The organism is Bdellovibrionales bacterium (assembly GCA_016716765.1).
Classification (GTDB): domain Bacteria; phylum Bdellovibrionota; class Bdellovibrionia; order Bdellovibrionales; family UBA1609; genus JADJVA01.
This window is the reverse complement of the sequence record JADJVA010000011.1, coordinates 1-19,720: the sequence shown is the minus strand read 5'-3', so window position 1 is coordinate 19,720 and position 19,720 is coordinate 1. Positions and strand designations below refer to the sequence as shown.

The window sequence follows — 19,720 nt, the reverse complement described above, 5'->3', positions numbered from 1 at the left end:
GGCAGCTATGCCACTTGTACGCTGAAGTCACCTTCATCAATTTCAGTTGCGAGTTGAGCCTTCAACTTAACAAGCTCACCAATTGCAGCAATGACCTTGTTGTAATGTTCAATATCGAATGACGACAATTTCCGTCCCTTGCGATCTTTGAGCCATTTTTGACAAATCTGGTAGGCGCCCACAGAGAAATCCCAAACGGTTGGGCTGAGGTCGAAGTACTGTTTCTCGTTTATCCAAACCAGGACTTTAGATCCATTTTCTTCAAATTCGATTTTTGATACTAGATTGCTGCCGCTTGTCTTTAACTTCACGGGAGCTTCGAACGGTCGCTGAAGAGTGTAGGCATTGAAGACCTTTTGGCCAATCACACTGATCTTCTTAAAGGCCTTTTCGCTACTAGGCAGCGGAAGCCGAGGAAACTCAACTTTCAGATTTGGGGCAAAACTTTTTTGGTACCAGTCGGAAAACAGAATGGCCAGAGCGTAGAAAACTACATCATGACTCGTATACGAATCCTTGCCATCCATTGAGTCGTTGATCTTTACTCCAATCGACTTCAGATTCTTAATGAAACGCTCAGAGACATTAGACTTTCCTTCAACTATTGCAGGGAAGAGGTAACCACGCTCTTTAGTTTTATTTGAAACAAAGCAATCATCGACAAGCCGAGAAGTAGGAAGGACGTGAGACCAATTTTCGTCGACAGTCTGACGGCATGTATAGATCCCGCTATTCTTCACGGAGTCCATTTCTTTCATTATTTCAGTTCTTGGCCAATCAACCATGTTATCTGAATAATAAAGGTATCTTTGATCGAACGGACGATAGTCCGCAAGCGCGATACGTTTCTTCCAAATTTTATCGCTAGCGAGAGCAGCCCTCGCATCTTTTAGTTTCCAGCCACGCGTGTCGCCAACAAGGTACTTCTTTGCCTTCTTTTTTCCGAAATACTTCTTCCGAAGAAAATCGTCCGATTGTTTTCCGGTTCTAAACTCATCGATTTTCTCGACGAGCGTGCTTTCGTCAAAATCGTAAACTATCTTGTCTCGTGCTGTGACAATTCCGGTGGAGTATTTTTTGAAAAGATCCGTGATGGAGAGCCACTTACTATAGGCGCTTTTGGAGTCGAACTCGTTTGGATTGAAAAAATAGTAAGGGGATTCACCCTTAACAGTCCTCCACTTTGTTGAATCAATAGTCTTCGCAGACAGCCATTCCTTCTTGTACTTCCTCGGTCCTATTAACTCGAAATATCTAATATTATTTCCTGGCTTCTTACTGTTCGAGGACATGAAGATTATTGATACACCTTGCTGAATATCGAAAATGTTTTCGTCTTTTCCATTCTCAGAAGACTTTGGCTTCTTTACGCTTCCGTTCAACTCTAGAACAGTTACAGAAAAGTCTTTCAGCAATTGCTGTCTCATACCTCGAAAGGTCGGATTGTCGATGAAACTGTGGTTTGTAAGCATGGCCACGTGTGAGACCTGACCCAATTCGCTCTGGAGTTGGCACCACCGAATGAATTTTACGTAGTCATCTTGCAGCCACACCTTCTTCTCGTTGAGGGGTTTGCCATCAATTTCATAGTAATTTGCGCAGGACTTCCCTTTGTGGCGTCCTTTGAGAAGATGCTCAATGAATTCATTTTTATTTTGAGAAATACCAGAGTAGGGCGGATTGCCTACGATCGCATCGAAATGATCGATCTTGAAAGACTTGGGAGAAACTTCGCCGGACAACGTGTTGCCACGCAGGAATTGGTCATTAAGTGGCTCAAGCTCCTTATCCCTTGTCGCCGAGTAAATCCAGAGAGAAAACTTTGCAAGCTCCACGGCAATTGGGTTTAAGTCCACACCGTAAATGCAGTTGTGCATGATTTCCCATCGCACGTTGTCGTTGCCTAACGAGCCCTCGCTCCCGCTCTCCTCAAACTGAGAATTGACATACCAACTCTCCAACTCCCGAACTACCCCTAAGAGAAAGTGACCAGAACCCATAGCAGGATCCAAGAACCTCAACTCTGATAGCTTGCTTGGCTCAACGTCTTTCATCACTTCCGAAATCACGTTTCTTACTATGAACCGGACCGCCTCTTTTGGGGTGTAGTACGCTCCGCTCGCCTTCCGTTCCAATGAATCGTTCTTTAGATATAGATCACCCTTTTTGACCTTGTAAGATCCAGCGGCTTCACTCTGGCGTTTAGTGGCATCGCTTAGCGGAATGACCTCGCCATCGATAACTAATAGATCCTTTTCCTCATTTCGCACGAAACGGAATTCAAGGAGGCCTTCAAAAATCGAACCCAAGTGGTCTTCAGCCAGCTTTTTATAGTCAATAAACTTTAGTCCGCCATCCTCACTGTCCACCGCACATGCGAGATCCAGAAGAATATCGTGCATGAGATAGTCCGGAATGGGGTGCTTCTCAAAATATTTAATCAATTCGCCAGGAAACACTTCCTCCCCAAACCCATGAATACCAATTCTCTCGTCGCCAGATTTCAAAATGCCGAACAGGTTAACTACATCGTGAAACGTTCTTGCGGTTGATCCAGGCTTCCGACCGATTTCAAAATCTCTCTTAATATCGATCGATATTCTTCTAAGAGAATGAGGAAAATATGCTGACAACTCATTTACATCCAACAGACGTTTAGATTCACAGTTGAGAATAAACATAAGCCGAAAAAGGAGAGATAGACTTTTTTCGTATGCAGATTCTAGCTCTTTGTCCGAGGGCGTCTTCTCCTTCGAAAGAAAGCCCTTTGCAATTCCTTCCACTATTCGAAAGGCTCTTTTCTTGAGCGATGATTCAATTTTCTCCGCATAGAGTTCGCCCTGTTCAAATATGACATCAAGAAATGATTGTTTAGAGGTGGAATCGGGGACGAACGCGTCTTTCCGAAAGAAAGCGTAGAAAAAGTTAAATGCTGTATCATCTCGCTCACAGAGGAATCTTGCGCAATCCACTTCGAAGAATGTTAAGTGGCGAGAATCGGGCTTCAAAGAATAGAGTCTCCAATACTGTCCGTCTGTAAGGATTCCCCACTCTTTCTTTGCATCCACCAAGTATCGAATGATTTGATGGCTTGGATTGCCTTTGATCGACTTTGATCCATCTAGGCTGGTTCCCATCTTTTTCGCGTCCGCGACGGCCAGAGAAAAATCGAAAAATCTATCTTTAGACGCTCGCGCGTTCCTCAATGAGTTTGCGCTGTCAAAAAGAACATAGTCAGGGATCTGGACCTGCCCTCGTTTTTCACTTCGCTTTTGAACTTCGAATGTCCAGCCCAGCCTCTCAAGTATTGGTCTAATCCAAACTTCCTCAAGTTGAGCCTCTGAAAGATCCTGCATTTCGTCGTGTTCGTGCTTCCACTTTTCAAGCATCCAAGCATACAGACTTTCATACTCTTTCGAGCCGTTCTGTTCCCAATGTTGAAAGATTTGATCGTTGTCATACTCATCAGAATTTAGGAGCCGATTTTCTAAGAAGTTGTCTGAGAAAAGTCCCTGGTTTGTATAAAGCAGACTAGATGTGTCCGGACGAATATTTCCCTTCATCGCTTACGTCTCCACATCTTCAGAGAGCCGAGCGATTTTTGCTTTCAGCGAGTTTTGTTGAGTCATCGAAAGAACCACAACAGCGTCCGCGCAGAGGGCGTGCTTGATGTGAATGTTCTGGAGAAACGTGACCACCTGGGAGTCACGGATTTTTGACTTGGGTGGAATTCTCTTAACTACGCTACTGTTGAAATAGTAGCGCTTGCCGTCCTCACCTTTAATTACACCCTCAAGGTGGCGCGAGTCCCACCATAAAATAATGCCGACCATAGACTCCTCCATGAATTCAATGGCTGAGTCTTCATCGGTTAGTATTTGTTACAACTTGATACATTCAGCAAGTGCCAACGGTCACAAAACTTCGCAGGTGCCGCTGGCAAGTAGTCGAGTTTCAAGCTGGATGTTGATCTTGGAGTCCAAATCTTCAACCAACTGTTTTTGCTTCTCTTGCGCTGCTAGACTTAACTCAGCTATTTCTTGGTCCAGCTGAACCTGCTTGTCTTTTAGTCTAGAAATTTTTTGATTTAGATCGCGCTGTGCGTTTAGGGGCAGCTTTCGACGCTCCTGTTTGATCTCTTCGATCTGCTTTTGAAGAGCCTCTTTTTCATACCGCTTCTGAACTTCCAAATCGTCGAAATAGCCTTCAATCTTTTCTATTTCCTCGTGGTAAAGGTCCTCGGAGTGCTCAACTAATGCTCTCTTAAATACACTAATCCTCGATTCAAGTTCGTCGGCATATTCAATCTTACCATTCCCTAGCGAAAGGCTTGGTCGAGAATCACTGGTAACAGTAAGCAGTTTATGAGCCTCTTCATCAGACAAAAAAGATCCCGCCGATAATTGAAAAATCGGGACGATGGCCTCAAAGGAATCAATCCCACTCAGAGCGAGTTTGTAAATAGCAAACTGCCCCTGCCTTCCTTTAAGTCCATCAATTAGAGAAATTTTATGACGTCCGGAGAGCTTGAAGCACACGTGGCCGGTGAACTCTCCAGACGGGAGCAAGGATCTAAAAGAGGTATGGTTAGAATGAACTAACTCAGCTGTACTCTGGCGATCTTTACTGAACGTATACGGTATACCTGAGTCAAGACTGAGCGATCTAGATCTCAGATCAAGCACCCCATCTTTATAACTAAATACGCTTTGGTCGAGCGCTGAAAGTACGCAGTCCCGCACGATGGCCTGCTTTCCGGTAATCTGCGACTTTGCCTGATCGTGAAGGTCTTTGAGCTTCTTCCGAACATCTTCATCAAATTCATTAATCAGCTTGTCTCTAGCACCCTGCAACCGGGCGTCGATCTGATCCCAGTTCGTTTTGAACATCTCCTCGAATCTTGCGTTGATTTCTTCTTCAGTGCGGCAGCCAAGATAAATTTTTAGAATTTCCTTCTCTATGTCGTTACCGGACTGAATGGCTCCGAGTACTTCGTCAGAAGCACCAAATGCGCCTTCAAAAAGTTTGAACTTCTCACCCAGCAATTCTAGAACCCGGCGGTCTGCGTGATTCTTCTTGTTAATGAAATTCACGACCACAACGTCCAGCTCTTGGCCATATCTGTGACATCTGCCAATCCGTTGCTCGATACGCTGTGGATTCCACGGAAGGTCGTAATTCACGATCAAATTGCAGAATTGGAGATTGAGTCCCTCAGCTCCGGCCTCAGTGGTGAGAAAGATCTTTTTTGAATCTCGAAACTCGTTGACGAGTCTCCGTCGGCTTTCGGCATCGCCAACGCTTCCATTGAATACTACAATGTCGCTATCTAGTGTCATTCCCATCTGCTCTAGAACATTGATCACGTATTGTTGGGTCGTTTTGAATTCGGTAAAAATGACAGCCTTCTGCGGCCATCCTTCAGTCTTTGCCTTTTCAAACTGTTGCTCGATTGCGGCCTTTAGAGCGTGGCCCTTTGTGTTCTCTCTTATTTTTCTGGTCAACGAAATGAAGTTTAGAATTTCATCGGCTTCAGAAACAATTCGATCACCAACCTCGACGGAATCTGGAGCATCTTCTTTCTCGAAATCGTCCTCATCATAGTTTTCTAAAAGTTCGCCTTCCTTGTCGGCAAGGTCGACCAGTTCGGAGTCGAACACAGCCTCACGCAGTCCCGCATAACTCTTCGATCTGATTTTCTTGAAAAGAAGTCGTTCAAAATCTTCGAGTTCCTGAGACCTCTTGCCGTTCTCTAAAGTAAATTTCTTTGAGATCCGTGACATCAATGAACCGAATAGAGGCTGGTTGTCTGCCTGAACGGCGGTGATTACGAGTCGTTTGTAAATTCCAAGAAGACTATTTTTCAAAGCAAAAGAAGAGCTGGCCAGCAGCTTGCAGTATATCAGCCTAAGAAGATGAGACGCCATTGGGGGAATTCCATACGTATTTTCCCTCTTTAAATAGGCTTCGAATTCCTTTCTCAGTTGTTCTTCTTCGTCCTCTGGATCGAATTCAAAAGTGACGGCGTTCCGGTTCGTATATCGGATGAAGTCGCTCACGTTTCGCCGGAGTTCACGATGAAAAAATCTCTTCATCCGGTACTTAAGCTCTGAAAGCCGTTCCTCTCTATGCTCTTCAGGAATGCGGTAAAAAGTCTGTTGGAAGCTTTCCTGGGTGCCCAAGACGGTTTCATCGATAAAGGACGTCAATCCATAGAGTTCCATCAAGTTGTTTTGCATGGGGGTCGCAGTAAGAAGGAGTTTTTTGAACGGTTTGATCGTTTCACGAATCAGCTTGGCTCTCTGCGCCTGTTTTTTGGCTGGCTTCCAAACATTTCTAAGTTTGTGAGCTTCGTCGATTACGATGAGGTCCCATTTCGTGTTTTGAATTGCATCAGAATATCGATTGAAAAAATGTTCGTTCGTGATGATTACTTTCTCCCTCTGCTTCAGGGGAGAACCACTGCCAGACTTTTCCAACGCTCGCATTGCACTCGTATCAATAATTTGACTGTCTATATAAAACAGATTTCTCAGTTCGTCTTGCCACTGATGCCGAAGGGACTTGGGTGCAACGATTAAGAACGATCGCTTTCCCTCAGCCCATAGCTGAGACAATATTAGCCCCGCCTCAATGGTTTTTCCCAAACCGACTTCATCGGCAAGAATGACTCCTCCGGAAAACGGATTTCGGAATGCAAATGTTGCTGCTTCAATCTGGTGTGGATTCAGGTCCACCTTGGCCTCTATGACCGCCTGATCTATCGTTTCTCGATTCCACTTGGGTTTCTTCAGGGTCAATAAATGCGTGTAATAGAATATCTGGAGAGGTGACAACCGGTTGAAACTTTTTGCTTCCTGCTCTTCTTGTGTCATCAGTGATCCTTTACCCAACCTTCGCCAGTCCTGACTTCCGAACCAAGTTTTGCCAATGTTCGAAAATCATCACCATCGCAAAAGTATCCAGTTCACAATACTTCAGGAGTGCTGCTGAAATTCTCTCTCGCTCTGTGTCTGTCATTTGCGTGAATGGTAAATAGGCATACGCTGTCATTGCTGCTCCGCCATTTCTGAGTTCATCATCCTCCATCAACAGATCCAACGTATCCTTGTCGTATTGGTCAAAAACCGGCGGAAGCTGCTTATATGGGTCTATGACACCGCCATTGGAATCATATTCGATCCAAGTCTTCTTCGAAAAATTAAGAGACCGCATGTTCTGGTCTGATCCGTAGATTCCCTTGGAATACTTTGACCTCAAATATTCTGAATCGAAAAGAACTGCGGGCAAGACATGCTTGATCGAGTTCGATCCATTGGTCTTCGGATGATAATAGAACCGTTGAACCAATTTGCAGAGGTCAATCATGTTCCTTCTACCCTCCCAGAGAACGACCTCGTTTTTCCCGGAGCCTTCTTTCTTCTTTGTGATCGTCTTGATGAACGCCATGAGTTCACGTTTATCCGGCTCATCGGATCGATCAAGCTGGGCGTAAATCTGGCACAGCACCGAATTCTCGTGATTCGAATACCGAAATATAGTTCCCTCATCGGACGCCAGTTCGCTTCGCAAGTTTCTCAAGAACTCAAAATTTGGAAAGACACCAGGCCTGGTGTTTATGTACTGTCCCGCGTGCTCAATTGCCCCAGTGGAACTGACCTGATGATGTGAGAACTGAAACGCGATTTGCTCATAAGGTCGCCTTCCAGCATGAAACGGAATAGCTACCGTCGAAGTTTCGAAATCGATGAAGTGAAGAGGATAATCCCAATTCTTCATCTCTAACGACAGATTGTTAACATCGACAAACGGACTTTCATCGCCGTTCTGAACTTTTTCAACTTGAAGCCATTGTCTTTGCGAGCGGCTGAGGCCGGCTTCACCGTCATCCCTGGGCTTAATTGGAAAGTCGCCGTGGCTGATGTCTTTCATGAAGAAGACCTTTTTTCCGACAAGCTCGTCGGCGCTTGGTTAAAACCATACATCAAATGAGAACGGTTCTTTTGTATGCTCCTGATTTATTCCAAAGGACTGATTCCAACATTCAGCAAATCCAGTTTTCAGATTTGGGTCGGATGTTCTAAATTCACACTTTTTGCAATGGGATCCAGGATTCGGCTTGGCGCGTTCGTCAGCGTGGATGATTTGGGAGTAATAAAGGACTCCTTCATTGAATTTGCGCCTGTCGAGCAAGATCGATGCTTCTTCGCCCTGATGAATCAAATCTACAGGCTCAGTAACATCCAGCTCGCAAAGAACCTTTTCTCCAAGAGCTACATGGCTAACGTCGCCGACTACTTCAACGATTGTCTGGCTACCTGCCTGACGAAGAAGAAATTTTTGATTGAGGCCGTTTACGGAGGCCGGCTTAGATTTGTCCGCACATATCAGGAAGGGTGTTACGCTCCACTGAGGAAAAGCTTGCTGGCATACATAAACCTGAAAGGCTACGTCGTAAATGTAGGATCGCCAATCCGACGTCAGAGTGTGAGAGCCGCTTTTAAGTTTGGTCTTGTTCCAAATCTCCTCGTAAAAATCTGCTGGATCAGCGCTCTTTGTCCCGTCTCACGTAACGGGACCGGTATGACGCAGACAAATCTCACACAAGTGGACCGGTTATGTGGGGTCAAAATCTCACATACTTGGACCGGTCAAATGCTTAAAAATTAGGCATAGAAACATCCACCTGAACTTCATGCAAGAATGACCCCTAAAAGGGAGGAAGCATGAAGCGAAAAAAGAACTCGATTTTAGGGAGAATCACGGTGGATCGAAAAATTGTCGAACAGTTTCGAGCGGGCCAATCGGCTTCGCAAATTTCCAATCAACTCTCCAAAGGCAAAGGCTATGTGATCAAGGTCCGAGGCCTTGCGGTGGAGTACGGATTCTTAGAACAGATCAGTACAGAGCCAAAACTCTTTCGGTCGACTGATAGGAAATTGCCGAATTATCCGGAGGCCCTTTTTCCGATCATAGATCTCCGCAAGTCGAAACCAGCAGAAGCCGACGCTCTGCTCGATCCGCACAAGAATTGGATCTTGGAGCGACTCCATCTAGGTTGGTCACCACAGACAATCTTCGAAGAGATTCCGGTGTCGATTCCACGTGCAAGTTTTTACCGCTATCTTGAGAGGCAGCATTTTCAGTCCGACCGTCTGCTTCGGGGCTCATCACCTGAAATCATTCACTCCCCGGGGAATGCTTGCAGGTGGACTGGGCGAAGGCTCTCGATGTGATAGATCAGGACGGTCGCAAACGTACCATATGGGCCTTTATCGGGATTTTGGGTCACAGTCGGTACACGATGGTTCGAGTGATGGACAAGTGCGATTTTGTGACAACGGTGAAAGCGATCCAATCAATGCTCTTTGAGGTTGGTGGGGTTCCAAGGAAAATCACCTCTGACAATCCAAAGGTATTCGTGAATCGTGCCTCGGAGCACGAGCCGATTTTGAATGCCGGTTACGAGAGATTTGCATCGCATACCGGTTTTACGATAGAGGCCCTCCCTCCGGCGGATCCACAGAAGAAGGGCAAGGTTGAACGTACGGTGCAATTGGTTCGGCGGCTTTTGAGTCCTTTGATTTGAAGGAATTTTCAATCGAGAAAGCCCAAAGCCATATTGATTTGAAAATGAAGATTGCCAACTGTCGCAAGCACGGCACTCATGGCGAGAAGCCTGTGGAGGTTTTTGAGAATCAGGAACAAAAGACATTGCGTGACTTGCCCCAGGTTCCTTATGAGATCGAGACCATTTGAATGGATTTGTTCGCCGTGATGGATATGTGAGGTTTTTGAATAAATACTATCGAGTTGACTTGAGGTTGTCGGGCCAGAGTGTGACTTTGATTGGTAACGGAGAAAAGCTTTCGATTTACTGCGCTGGGAGGCTACTGGAAGTCTATGATGTAATCAAAGACAAGTTCCAGCGCCAGGCGTGCAAGGATCACTACAAATCCTCGAACGAAACGAATTTGCAGAATCACGCCCATTACATCAAGCAGGCAGAGGCTATCGGCGGCAATGTCGCTCGAATGATCCAGATCATTTTATCGAGGGGGAAGGTTTTGTAGACACTCGGGTGGTCTGGGGAATCCTGACGTTGAACAAGAAATACCAGAATGCCTTGATCGACAAGGCCTGTGCGTCTGCAATTGAAATCAGTTCGATCAGTTTTCGCACGGTCCACTCGTTTTTGAAGATGACACCAAAAGTAAAAATGGAGACTGAAAATTTTAATACAACGGGCGGCAAGTTCACAAGGCCGATGAGTGAGTATAGGGCTCACTTACGGGTCGTGAAATGATGTGGCCAAAACCAAGAGGGAGCGTGGAGTGAGCATAGAAACAATCCGTCAGCAACTGACGATGCTAAGGCTACCGTCGGCAGCTGAGAATTTAGAGTCGGTTTTGGCAGCCAGAAAAAATCAAGTCCGATTTTTCCTGGCTGACGACATTGTTTGAGCATGAGCTGAATACGCGCAAGGAAAACGCGATTGAACGTAGGATTAAAAAGGCGACATTCCCAGAGAGGAGAACATTGGAGCAGTTCAATTGGAGTTTTAACAAGAGGATCAATCGCGAGAAGATCGAAGAGCTTTCGAGTTGCAAGTTCGTAGAGGACAATGAAATTGCATTGTTGCTTGGAAGTCCAGGAACTGGCAAAACCCACTGCGCAATTGCATTAGGCATGAAAGCCGCAGTACTGGGCCACAGTGTGTTTTGTTCGAGCGTAAAAGACTCAGTGCCAAGATCCGGATGGCCCGGGAGCGGAACACTTTGGATAAATTGTTCAAACAAATTTTGACGTCCAAACTTTGGATCCTTGACGACTGGGGCGTAGTGACGATGCCACGGGATGTGAGTGAAGAGATATTTGATCTCTTTGATCGACGCAAATACAACTCGGCGATGATCTTGACCAGCAACCGAGATGTCGAAGAATGGCCACAAGTCTTTAGTGATCCGATCCTGGCCAATGCGGCGATCGATCGGATGTTTGAGCAGGCTAAAATCGTGGTCTTTGAGGGTCCAAGTTACCGCATGAAAGGACGAATAATTTTGCCAGATATTGACATCGAAAAAACTGAAGTATAGACCTCCAAAAATCAGGCGGTCCAGTTATATGAGATTAGCCGGTCCAAGTATGTGAGACGGGACACGCTCTTGGATTTCACTTCGATCAGCCGTATCGACTTCCCTTTTTTTTCAAGAATGTCGACTCTTACAAATAGGTTTTCAAACCGAATCGCGGCCTCAAAAATTGTGATGGTTTCTTGTTCAAGAAGTCGCGCAGTCTCGGCAACCGCGACGTCATGAGCTTTTGACGCCACTTCAATTCCATTTGGATAATAGCACTTGGCCAGAGCACTAACCTGAAAGCCTCCATTGGCTAGCGCCTCGAGAAATGGGTCGTCGAGACTTGCGTCTGCATACTCATTTTTTTTACCGGAGTAGAAGAGTTTAGTCGGGCATTCGATTGCCAGTTTGTATCGCGATTTTGTGAGATACTTTCCTTGTTTAGCCATATATTTCGTATCGGCAAAGAGGGTTGTCTTTTGCCCAGCCTAAGAGGCGGAATAAATTTAAATTGCGGCACTAGTTTTTTGGTTCTGTACATTCGTCTGGTTTTTTGAGGATTTTCCTTACTCTTTAAGCTCAGTGGTGACATTCCGCAGTTGAACTCTCAGGCGAAGACCAATCAATAAACACACTCAAATCCCTTCAAAAATTTAGTCGAACTTCCGATGAAAAGCAGTCTCAAAATGAATCATCGGATATCATCATGAGTGATAGACCCATTACTGAAGTCGAGGAAGTTGGTCATTTAGGTCTCGTGGCAGCTCTGTTTAGGGACTATGGGCTAACTGAAAAAATTGATAAGCTGTTACCTAAGATTGTATATCCAACTAAATAATTCCACAACTCGGTTAGGCTGCTTCCTCATTCAAATATGAGGCTAGCAGAGCTTCAATCCGGCTATGAATACACAATTCATATTCAGTGATGCCGAAATCATTTGCAGAGGCATATAGGGAATCAGCTATGACAGGAAATGGTACTTGTATATCATATTCGCTATTTTCTGTTTTATCTGGTATTTCGATCCTAGTTCCATCTTTATATTGAAGAGTCTCTAGCCCCAATTTTCTACATTCTTCTCTAAAAAAGAAGACTCCGGATTTTATTCTTTCCATTTCATTGCGTACTATTTTTCGAAATTCAGTCTTGGAAAACAATTCTGTGTGACGAGAAAGGACAAAAAATCTTAGGTCAAACCGCTGCACTTCGGACCACTGAGCCATTTCTTTCAATTCTTTTATTTCGCCTTCGGCTGAACCAAACCTATCTATGTCGTCCGAGTAAAGTCTTCTGACCTCGCTTTCAAGAACTACGTTGTCCATAATGAGCCGCTCTTTCTTACCATAATCCGACGTGCGGTATTCTAAACAACGACTAATCAGTTTACTGCCATCAAAGCGATATTCATTAACGGATGACGAACTAAACCCTTCGTTTGAAGAGTATAAGAAAAGTTTTCGATTTTTGGCATCAACCTCAACTTTTAATCTATCATCCAATCTACAAGTTGGAAAATTATCATCAAAATCCAGTTCACATTTGCATTTGTCAGTTATGTAATGGAGGGACCAAATCAGTCTTGGGTTCGATTTAAACAAACTGACCATTTCCTCGACCGATAAATCCTCCTCGTCAATTTTGAATAGAATCTGCCGAATCCCATCGGGGGTTTCAAACTTAGATTCCTTTAGAGATAACCAAAACATCGCTGTCTTAAATACAATATATATCCAACTCAAACATGAATACGCAAGGAAGTTATAAATAAATAATGGGAATACCATCCATACGATGTTTCCCTTTGTATAGCCCTCATACATGAAATTGTAACTAAGACCAATTTTTTTCATATTCTTGGTCCGTTGCGAATAAAGATAGGGATGAGCAATCGATAGAAACATTCTGTACAATCGGAAGAAAAATACAATCAGGAATCCACCAAAATAATAGTCCCAAAACATCCATTGCCTCACATTTCTGATAATAGATCGGTCCTTTCGACTCCTCAAATAAGCACTTTCAACCAAAAAGTGGCTTGTTCATTAGATTTTCAAACTATGATCAAATTGATCCGCCACAAAAAATGCAGGCTACTCAGGTCTGCAACAAATCTGATCCAAATCAAATTCATTCCCCGTCTCACTGGACACTCGTATCGAATCGCTACAAAATGAGATCTTGTCGATAAATATTTCACTTCTGTCTGGTCCAATAACTGCAATTTTCCCGATAGCCGCGAGCACACAGAGTTCGAGCTTATCCCATGAAATTGTTCGCTCTGATAATGGATTGCCTTCAAATCTAAAAACGGAGAAGAGCTCATCTAAGTGCCCCTTTTCATCTCGAGATAAATTCGCTTCGAAATTGAATATTGCACTTCTCAGGCACATATTGGCAGAGTTTTCCCCTACACCGAGAAGCGCCCCTTTCAAGATAATTATGGAAATGAAATCCCGGTTGGCAAATCGATTTGCTTTTGCCTTTTTGTTAAAATTAAAAGATCGCCATCTAGTTAGGTATCGGTTGTCTGACTCCTTCTCATCTATCAAAGGAAATCCTGCCTCTTGAATTGCTTCGATATCTCGGTATACCGTTCTAATACACGTTTTATACCCGAAATCCCGTAGTCGCCCATGAACTTCCTGGACCGTTAGTCCCATACTTGAAGCCTCAATCCAACTGAGTATGCGGATGACTCTCGCAACTTGGTGATTACGTTTTTGCATTGGAATTCCCCCTGCTAAAAGAATATTGGGAAATTTAGCCAATAAATGGAATGTGCCAGAATGAGAAGTCAGTGGGACTTTATTGGCAATTGGGCAATTAACTAGAAATTGCATATTCACATTTATTGGCGAATAATTGAACCTTGGAGGCTTCTTTGATGAGATCTGAACTGCAGATTGGTGAGCTTATTGCTGAAGGAGGAATGGGAGAGGTCTATCAAGCAGTCCTCGTCGGCGAAGATGGATTTCGGAAGTCTGTAGCCGCAAAACGATTAAAAGCGGGATATGTGGTCGATAGGAGCGTGCTATTGAGGGAGGCGCGGATACAAGCGCAGCTCAGCCATCCAAATATTTGTGCTATCTTTGATGTTAGAGAGGCTTCTGGTGAAATTTATCTTATTGCGGAGCTTCTTGAGGGGCACACACTCCGCCATCTTATACGTCAGATGGCCGCTTCGGAACAGACCTTCTCAAATAGATCCATCCTATATCTCATTCAACAAGTTTCAAATGCGCTTGACTACGCGCACGCCAAGGGCGTGGTTCACAGAGATCTATCTCCATCAAATGTATTTCTAACAAAATTTCAGGAGATCAAACTGATTGATTTTGGATTAGCAAGAGATGATCACAAGGATCGTAATTCTGTCTTTACAAAGGGAATTGTTGGAAGTCTGGAATACTTGAGTCCAGAGCGGGTTGACGGTCTTATCTCAGTTCCCGCAAGTGATTTTTTTGCTTTGGGTGTTATTGCTCTGGAAATGGCAACCCTTGAATCACCGTTTAAGGGAAATTCAGACTTTGAGATCATGTCTGCCGTCAAGAAATGCAGTTACAACATACCTGCTCTTGATGGGGAGTATGGCGAGGAAGTACTGAAAATAATTGATGGTTTGCTGCAGAAGGAGCCGGAAAATAGATTTGGCAAGACGGATATTGATAGGATAACCGGAAGTCTGAATCTCAGCTGGGAATCAGAATATGGCGACAGAGGTGTAAACCCTACGTGTTTCAATACACGAAAGATTGTTCGACCTATATCGCCAGGTCTGGGAACTCGTTTGAAGACAATAGTTCTTTCGGTGTGCTGTGTATCTTTGGTATTGTTTATCTCGAGGTTTATCTTTGGGATGATAGAGACCTCGAAATTTCCAAGAATAGAAATTGACAACGGCACCTCTACTGTCCCTGTTGAGAAGCATTTTCAAAACCATAAGGAAGTTACTCAAATTGGCGTAGGCGTTGACGTATGCTATTACTTTTATCGTGAGATTTTGTCCATGCCCACGTTGCTCTATAGTAAACATGGGAGAGATTTATTTCTTTATGGAGATGTTAAGCGATCAGTCAAACAGGCGGCCAGTGAAATCGTTTCCGAGGGAAGGATCCGAGAGAATTTAAAAAAACAGATGGGTGAGTTTTGCAAAGATATTGTTGTCAATAAAAGTATCATCGAGTTTCATGATAACATGCTTATGAAGCTAGAGGGATTAGCCAGTTCTGGGACAGGAGAAGCCGATTTGTTTGGGAATGGTCTTTCAGATAGCTATGTTGAATCAAAATACTTGGAGGTCTTTGTTGAGCCATATCCTGGATTTTTTATGGAAGAAACAAGATTGAGAAATTTATTTTATACCAATAGAAGCGTTAGTGGCGATTCCCGCGCATATATTGCTTTTGAAATGAATTCCAATGAGAAGGAGATTGATGTAAACGACTGTCTGCAGTTGGGTCATCTTCATTGGATATCGACTTATTTCTCGGGTCGATTTACGGCTTCCTCTGCCTCTGACGTGGCCACATTCATAATTTTTAGGACAGGTGAATTTAAGGATGGCGGCGGTCACGATGAGAAGATACTTCTTAAGTCGAATCCTAAAGCAATCGGGCCAGAGTCGTGGGTCTGTATTTATGTTCGAAATGGATTTAAGGGATCATCAGCTAGATTTTATCAAGGAATATAATGCCAAAACAACCGGCCGGTATATCAAAGACAAAGAGAATTCAGGCTCTGATCGAGGTACTAGATCGATGGGGTTCGCTCGATAAAGGAGAGATCACCTCTCGGGTAGCGGCACTGTTGGCTGTCGAACCAGAAAGTATTGAGCGGGCAATCTACCGAGATCTTGAGGAATTGGTTTCAAATTTGAGGATTAAGGTATTTTCCCGATCAGCAGCCGGGAGTATAGTTGATGAAACTGAGTTGGATGGAGACAAACCATATAAGAATTATTGGTATACAGAAAAACATAGCCCATTTGACATCCTAGGAGTCGGTGGAGTGCGGAAGCTTGGAGGGAATGTTCTTGCAACTCAAAATTTACTTGAGGGTCTTCAAGTGTTTCAGGTATCAAGTAGGTCCATCGATAATCTTAGTCAGATGATCCTATTCAAAATTGGTTCGGTTAGTTTTGGCTTAAAGTATCTTTCTTCATTAATTCCCTTTTCCTTCGTAGTATCACGAAATACTTCGATTGCTCAGAGTGAATTTGAAGAAATGAAGAGAGAATTGTCGGGACGATTGTGCGTCCTTTTATTGCCAGATGCGGATCTCACTTCTATTAAGTCCGGCAACTATATGGGGCACTGCATGATTAGGTTTTCAGAGAAAGAAGTTAGGATTTGTGACGAATCAAGCACAAATGGAACCTTTCTTGCCAAGGGTACTGTCTCGAAAGATCGCGTTATTTTTGATTTTATCGATAATGGTCGAACGAGGAAACCTTTAGAATTGGCCTCAACTGAGGTATTTAAAAGGATCGATCACAAGGGGCTTTTGATCAAAGATTTTCCAAGGTATATTAAACTCGCAGATAAATCGCTCCTATTAATAGCAAAATAGCAGAATATTCAGCGTAGAGTTCGTTCGCGTTTTCAGAAAATGTACATGGGCCATCAGACAGCTGAAATTCAACTTCAAATTGGGATATGATCGTTAAAGCATTTTTACAATCCTGATCCCCATGCTGTTATCAGCAACGACTGGAACTCCTAGCGCAATAGCCTTATCATCTAAGAGAATCTTAAAAAGGTCCCCCGGAAGGGAATCTATTATTAAGACATCACCTGTCTTCAGTTCGCCAATCAGGCGTTGATCAAGATCAATATTTCCGTATTGTACGTCGAGTTTAATTGATGGGTGCAATGGCTTTGGATTCGTTAGCAAGCGGTCCTGACCTATTAATTGAGTTCCTCCAAATTTTGATTCATATATTTCCACAAGGTAGTGCGGGACAATTATGATCATTTTTGAATCGCTTGACCTTATTTCATAGTCGAAGAGAAAAATGGGCTCGCTCTTAAGAAGCGACAGACAAGGATTGAAATCAGATTTGCGTCTATGTTCATTGATCTTGAATTCACAGATTGACCTGAATCCTGCTGAAATATTATCAACAAGGGTTCGGAATATCGGTTCATCGTGCTCATTAGTCTGGAGAGAGAGGACGCCATTATCGTCCAAATGGAAGTATGCAAAATACTTATTCATGTTAATGGAGGGTTCCGAGTGAAACTTTGAGGCCTTGATAATGTCTTCTTTGTAAGCCGACAAAAATCGCTTGCTTATGGAGTCATCCATCAGAGCTAAAAAATTTAGGGGGGATTTGATAAGAGGAAGCTCAGATGGATTGTAGTCCACAACTAACGACTTGTTTTCCCGCGCTCCAAAAATCGGATATTTTGTTCCATTCTCATCGGTTCCTTCGAATTTGTATTTTTCCCTAATATTTTGTAACCCATTTTTTTCCTTGCTCATATTAAGCTCCGCTTTCCTTATATTTTAGCCGAAGTTATTAATGGCCGCCTAGAATCACATTTGATTACGTATTCACTTCAAATTAGCTGGTAATGCTGATCTCGGAATTTAGTATCCTAAGCCGTTCACGTAGGTAGGGAAGGTTCAAACAGCCTTCAGGGACTCCGGCTAGGCAGGCCATTCTGGTAAAAAAAATGGCGTCCTTTATAAAGTCTCTGATTGCCAGGCTATTGCCCAAGTAAAAGCAGGCAGCAGCCTTTCCTGCCAAACATCCTTCCAGAAGAGAAAGACATGATTTGTTGTGTCCAATCTCGCATTGTTGACCATTGGAGTAGAATTGAGAATCAGCATTTGCTACTGGAGATAACAGAATGAAAATAAGAATCGCAGCCGAGAATATTCCATACATATAAGACACCCCTTTGTATAGTATGAATGATTGCATTCGCTAGTGACATTTGAGGTCAATATCATAATGCGAATGAAATAATCTCGTTACCGTACGATTAATTTCCCTTGTTCTGCGGTATTAATATGCTGGATGTTGTTTCTGGATGAATTGAATTCGTACATTTCCTCGAATTGTGCCAGTTGATTTGCTGCATTCATTTGGCAGGCAAATGTTCGCGATCAACAAGGCTCTCAATGGTATCGTGTTGGAATTAGGTCGTACGGTTTTGCTTGTTCGATGCTGAGGCAATCGGCCACCATTTATCATCGATGTGGAAATGCCGATGTAGGTAGGCGTGATTTCAGCTTGGGCAGTAGAGTTCCCCAAAAATAGTGGACAGTTTTCTTCGAGCGGTTTAAACAAACCGATGGGAGATAACAATGAGTTCAAAGAGAAGGGTTTTTTCAGAAGAGTATAAGGCCGAAGCCATTGATTTAGCAGAGAAAATGGGAACAACAAAGGCCTCACAAGATCTAGGTATAAATCCGGCAAATATTCGTCGATGGAAAATCGAAGCGCAATCAGGTCGCGCTGCGAGCGGCGCGAAAACCTATGAAGAACTGGAGCTTGAGGTTCGAGAACTCAGAAAGGAAAATGAGTATTTGAACAAAGTCAGCGATGTTCTAAAAAAAAGCCTAGGGATCATATCAAAGGATCAAATGAGAAATTCCAAATGATTTTGGACCTTTCAAATGAAGTTCCTATCAACCGCCTGTGCAGACATTTTGGGGTGAGTACCAGTGGGTATTACCAATGGAAAGCGAATAGTCAGTTCAAATTCTTGACGAAAAAAAGGGAAATCTGCAAGGAAATTGAGGAGATTTTCAAAGCTAGCAAAAGTACCTATGGCTCACCAAGGATCTTTCATGAGCTGAGGAGCAAGGGATTTTCTGTAAGTGAAAATACTGTTGCGAAGTATATGAGGGAGATGGGATTGGATGCCCGATTAAAGAAAAAATATCGAGTGAGAACGACTAATTCGAACCACGAGGGCCCAATTGCTCCACGAGTTTTCAGGATCGAGGATGATCTGCCCAAAGACTCTAATCAGGTCTTTGCCGGAGATATCACTTATCTGAGATTTGGATCTGGCTTTTTCTATCTGGCCATAGTTCTCGATGTTTGTACCCGAAAAGTTGTGGGCTGGTCGGTCACTGACAGTTTAGAAACCACCGGGGTCTTGAATGCTCTGCAGATGGCATTGGCTAATTGCGGAAATAGAGCGAAGATCGTCTTTCACTCGGACCGCGGGATTCAGTACGCGAGCAAATTATTTTTGGCTTTGCTAAAGAAGAAGGATGTGATTCCGAGCATGAGTCGCAAGGGAAACTGCTACGACAATTCGATTGTTGAGAGTTGGTTCAAGTCATTCAAGTCTGAGTGTCTTTACCGTCATGACTACAAAACCGAAGCAGAGTTGAGAATCTTAGTTTTTGAGTATATTGAAACGTGGTACAATAAAAAAAGATTGCATTCATCGTTTGGTTATCAAAGTCCTTTGGAGTATGAATCAACACTAAATGCCGCCTGAGAAACTATCCAGTTTTTCTGGGGAATTCCACAGTTTGTTATCGCTATATTGTGCCAATCTGTTCGATCTACGGTGGAGGCGTTTGTGAGTATGTATTTTCTCAGACATGCAATATTATTCGCTTTGTTCTTTCTCTTCCCGATAATTGGGATGTCACAGATGGCAACCAAGTTT

21 protein-coding genes are annotated in these 19,720 nt (G+C 43.6%); 13 read left to right on the top strand and 8 right to left on the bottom strand.

Annotated features, from left to right (window positions below; genetic code table 11):
* Positions 1–5: 5 nt before the first annotated feature.
* From IPL83_07300 to IPL83_07285, 4 genes are all read right to left on the bottom strand, one after another.
* On the bottom strand, positions 6–3,563 hold the full coding sequence (locus tag IPL83_07300) for an N-6 DNA methylase (protein ID MBK9038951.1): 3,558 nt from the start codon (positions 3,561–3,563) through the stop codon (positions 6–8).
* Between the two features lie 3 nt (positions 3,564–3,566).
* Positions 3,567–3,833, bottom strand: a complete 267-nt coding sequence (locus IPL83_07295; GenBank protein ID MBK9038950.1) for a hypothetical protein — start codon at positions 3,831–3,833, stop codon at positions 3,567–3,569.
* Between the two features lie 81 nt (positions 3,834–3,914).
* Positions 3,915–6,875: a DEAD/DEAH box helicase family protein gene (locus IPL83_07290; GenBank protein ID MBK9038949.1), complete on the bottom strand. Its 2,961-nt coding sequence runs from the start codon at positions 6,873–6,875 to the stop codon at positions 3,915–3,917.
* Positions 6,876–6,885: 10 nt separating this feature from the next.
* Entirely contained in the window at positions 6,886–7,932 is a 1,047-nt protein-coding gene (locus IPL83_07285) for a DUF2779 domain-containing protein (GenBank protein ID MBK9038948.1), read from the bottom strand.
* A 75-nt stretch (positions 7,933–8,007) separates the two neighbouring features.
* Between IPL83_07285 and IPL83_07280 the strand changes: the two genes are divergently transcribed.
* From IPL83_07280 to IPL83_07245, 8 genes are all read left to right on the top strand, one after another.
* On the top strand, positions 8,008–8,670 hold the full coding sequence (locus IPL83_07280; GenBank protein ID MBK9038947.1) for a hypothetical protein: 663 nt from the start codon (positions 8,008–8,010) through the stop codon (positions 8,668–8,670).
* 56 nt (positions 8,671–8,726) lie between these two features.
* The gene (locus tag IPL83_07275; GenBank protein ID MBK9038946.1) at positions 8,727–9,236 is read left to right on the top strand and encodes a hypothetical protein; all 510 of its coding nucleotides are present in this window, start codon (positions 8,727–8,729) and stop codon (positions 9,234–9,236) included.
* Positions 9,203–9,589 carry a transposase family protein gene (locus IPL83_07270; protein ID MBK9038945.1) on the top strand — a complete coding sequence of 129 codons (387 nt, stop codon included), beginning with the start codon at positions 9,203–9,205 and terminating at the stop codon, positions 9,587–9,589. Before IPL83_07275 ends, IPL83_07270 begins: the two co-directional genes overlap by 34 nt.
* Positions 9,586–9,759, top strand: a complete 174-nt coding sequence (locus tag IPL83_07265; GenBank protein ID MBK9038944.1) for a hypothetical protein — start codon at positions 9,586–9,588, stop codon at positions 9,757–9,759. Before IPL83_07270 ends, IPL83_07265 begins: the two co-directional genes overlap by 4 nt.
* Positions 9,756–10,073: a hypothetical protein gene (locus IPL83_07260; protein MBK9038943.1), complete on the top strand. Its 318-nt coding sequence runs from the start codon at positions 9,756–9,758 to the stop codon at positions 10,071–10,073. Before IPL83_07265 ends, IPL83_07260 begins: the two co-directional genes overlap by 4 nt.
* A gap of 29 nt (positions 10,074–10,102) precedes the next feature.
* On the top strand, positions 10,103–10,306 hold the full coding sequence (locus IPL83_07255; GenBank protein MBK9038942.1) for a hypothetical protein: 204 nt from the start codon (positions 10,103–10,105) through the stop codon (positions 10,304–10,306).
* 149 nt (positions 10,307–10,455) lie between these two features.
* The gene (locus IPL83_07250) at positions 10,456–10,806 is read left to right on the top strand and encodes an ATP-binding protein (protein ID MBK9038941.1); all 351 of its coding nucleotides are present in this window, start codon (positions 10,456–10,458) and stop codon (positions 10,804–10,806) included.
* A complete protein-coding gene (locus tag IPL83_07245; GenBank protein MBK9038940.1) occupies positions 10,722–11,096 on the top strand; it encodes an ATP-binding protein in 375 nt (124 codons plus the stop codon). Before IPL83_07250 ends, IPL83_07245 begins: the two co-directional genes overlap by 85 nt.
* Positions 11,097–11,107: 11 nt before the next feature.
* Here IPL83_07245 and IPL83_07240 read toward each other — a convergent pair whose 3' ends face one another.
* The gene (locus IPL83_07240; GenBank protein MBK9038939.1) at positions 11,108–11,527 is read right to left on the bottom strand and encodes a hypothetical protein; all 420 of its coding nucleotides are present in this window, start codon (positions 11,525–11,527) and stop codon (positions 11,108–11,110) included.
* Between the two features lie 257 nt (positions 11,528–11,784).
* Between IPL83_07240 and IPL83_07235 the strand changes: the two genes are divergently transcribed.
* Positions 11,785–11,916 (top strand): DUF4277 domain-containing protein, encoded by a 132-nt coding sequence (locus tag IPL83_07235; protein MBK9038938.1) that lies wholly within the window; start codon positions 11,785–11,787, stop codon positions 11,914–11,916.
* Between the two features lie 13 nt (positions 11,917–11,929).
* Here IPL83_07235 and IPL83_07230 read toward each other — a convergent pair whose 3' ends face one another.
* Both IPL83_07230 and IPL83_07225 read right to left on the bottom strand, forming a co-directional pair.
* Entirely contained in the window at positions 11,930–13,042 is a 1,113-nt protein-coding gene (locus tag IPL83_07230; GenBank protein ID MBK9038937.1) for a hypothetical protein, read from the bottom strand.
* Between the two features lie 129 nt (positions 13,043–13,171).
* Positions 13,172–13,807 (bottom strand): hypothetical protein, encoded by a 636-nt coding sequence (locus IPL83_07225; protein ID MBK9038936.1) that lies wholly within the window; start codon positions 13,805–13,807, stop codon positions 13,172–13,174.
* A 158-nt stretch (positions 13,808–13,965) separates the two neighbouring features.
* On the opposite strand from IPL83_07225, the gene IPL83_07220 reads away from it, so the two are divergent.
* Positions 13,966–15,771 (top strand): serine/threonine protein kinase, encoded by a 1,806-nt coding sequence (locus IPL83_07220; GenBank protein MBK9038935.1) that lies wholly within the window; start codon positions 13,966–13,968, stop codon positions 15,769–15,771.
* The gene (locus IPL83_07215; protein MBK9038934.1) at positions 15,771–16,649 is read left to right on the top strand and encodes a hypothetical protein; all 879 of its coding nucleotides are present in this window, start codon (positions 15,771–15,773) and stop codon (positions 16,647–16,649) included. The genes IPL83_07220 and IPL83_07215 overlap by 1 nt, the downstream gene beginning before the upstream one ends.
* A 93-nt stretch (positions 16,650–16,742) precedes the next feature.
* Here IPL83_07215 and IPL83_07210 read toward each other — a convergent pair whose 3' ends face one another.
* Positions 16,743–17,564, bottom strand: a complete 822-nt coding sequence (locus IPL83_07210) for a FliM/FliN family flagellar motor switch protein (protein ID MBK9038933.1) — start codon at positions 17,562–17,564, stop codon at positions 16,743–16,745.
* A gap of 831 nt (positions 17,565–18,395) precedes the next feature.
* On the opposite strand from IPL83_07210, the gene IPL83_07205 reads away from it, so the two are divergent.
* Both IPL83_07205 and IPL83_07200 read left to right on the top strand, forming a co-directional pair.
* On the top strand, positions 18,396–18,692 hold the full coding sequence (locus IPL83_07205) for a transposase (GenBank protein ID MBK9038932.1): 297 nt from the start codon (positions 18,396–18,398) through the stop codon (positions 18,690–18,692).
* On the top strand, positions 18,689–19,546 hold the full coding sequence (locus tag IPL83_07200) for an IS3 family transposase (protein ID MBK9038931.1): 858 nt from the start codon (positions 18,689–18,691) through the stop codon (positions 19,544–19,546). The genes IPL83_07205 and IPL83_07200 overlap by 4 nt, the downstream gene beginning before the upstream one ends.
* The last annotated feature ends 174 nt before the right edge of the window (positions 19,547–19,720 follow it).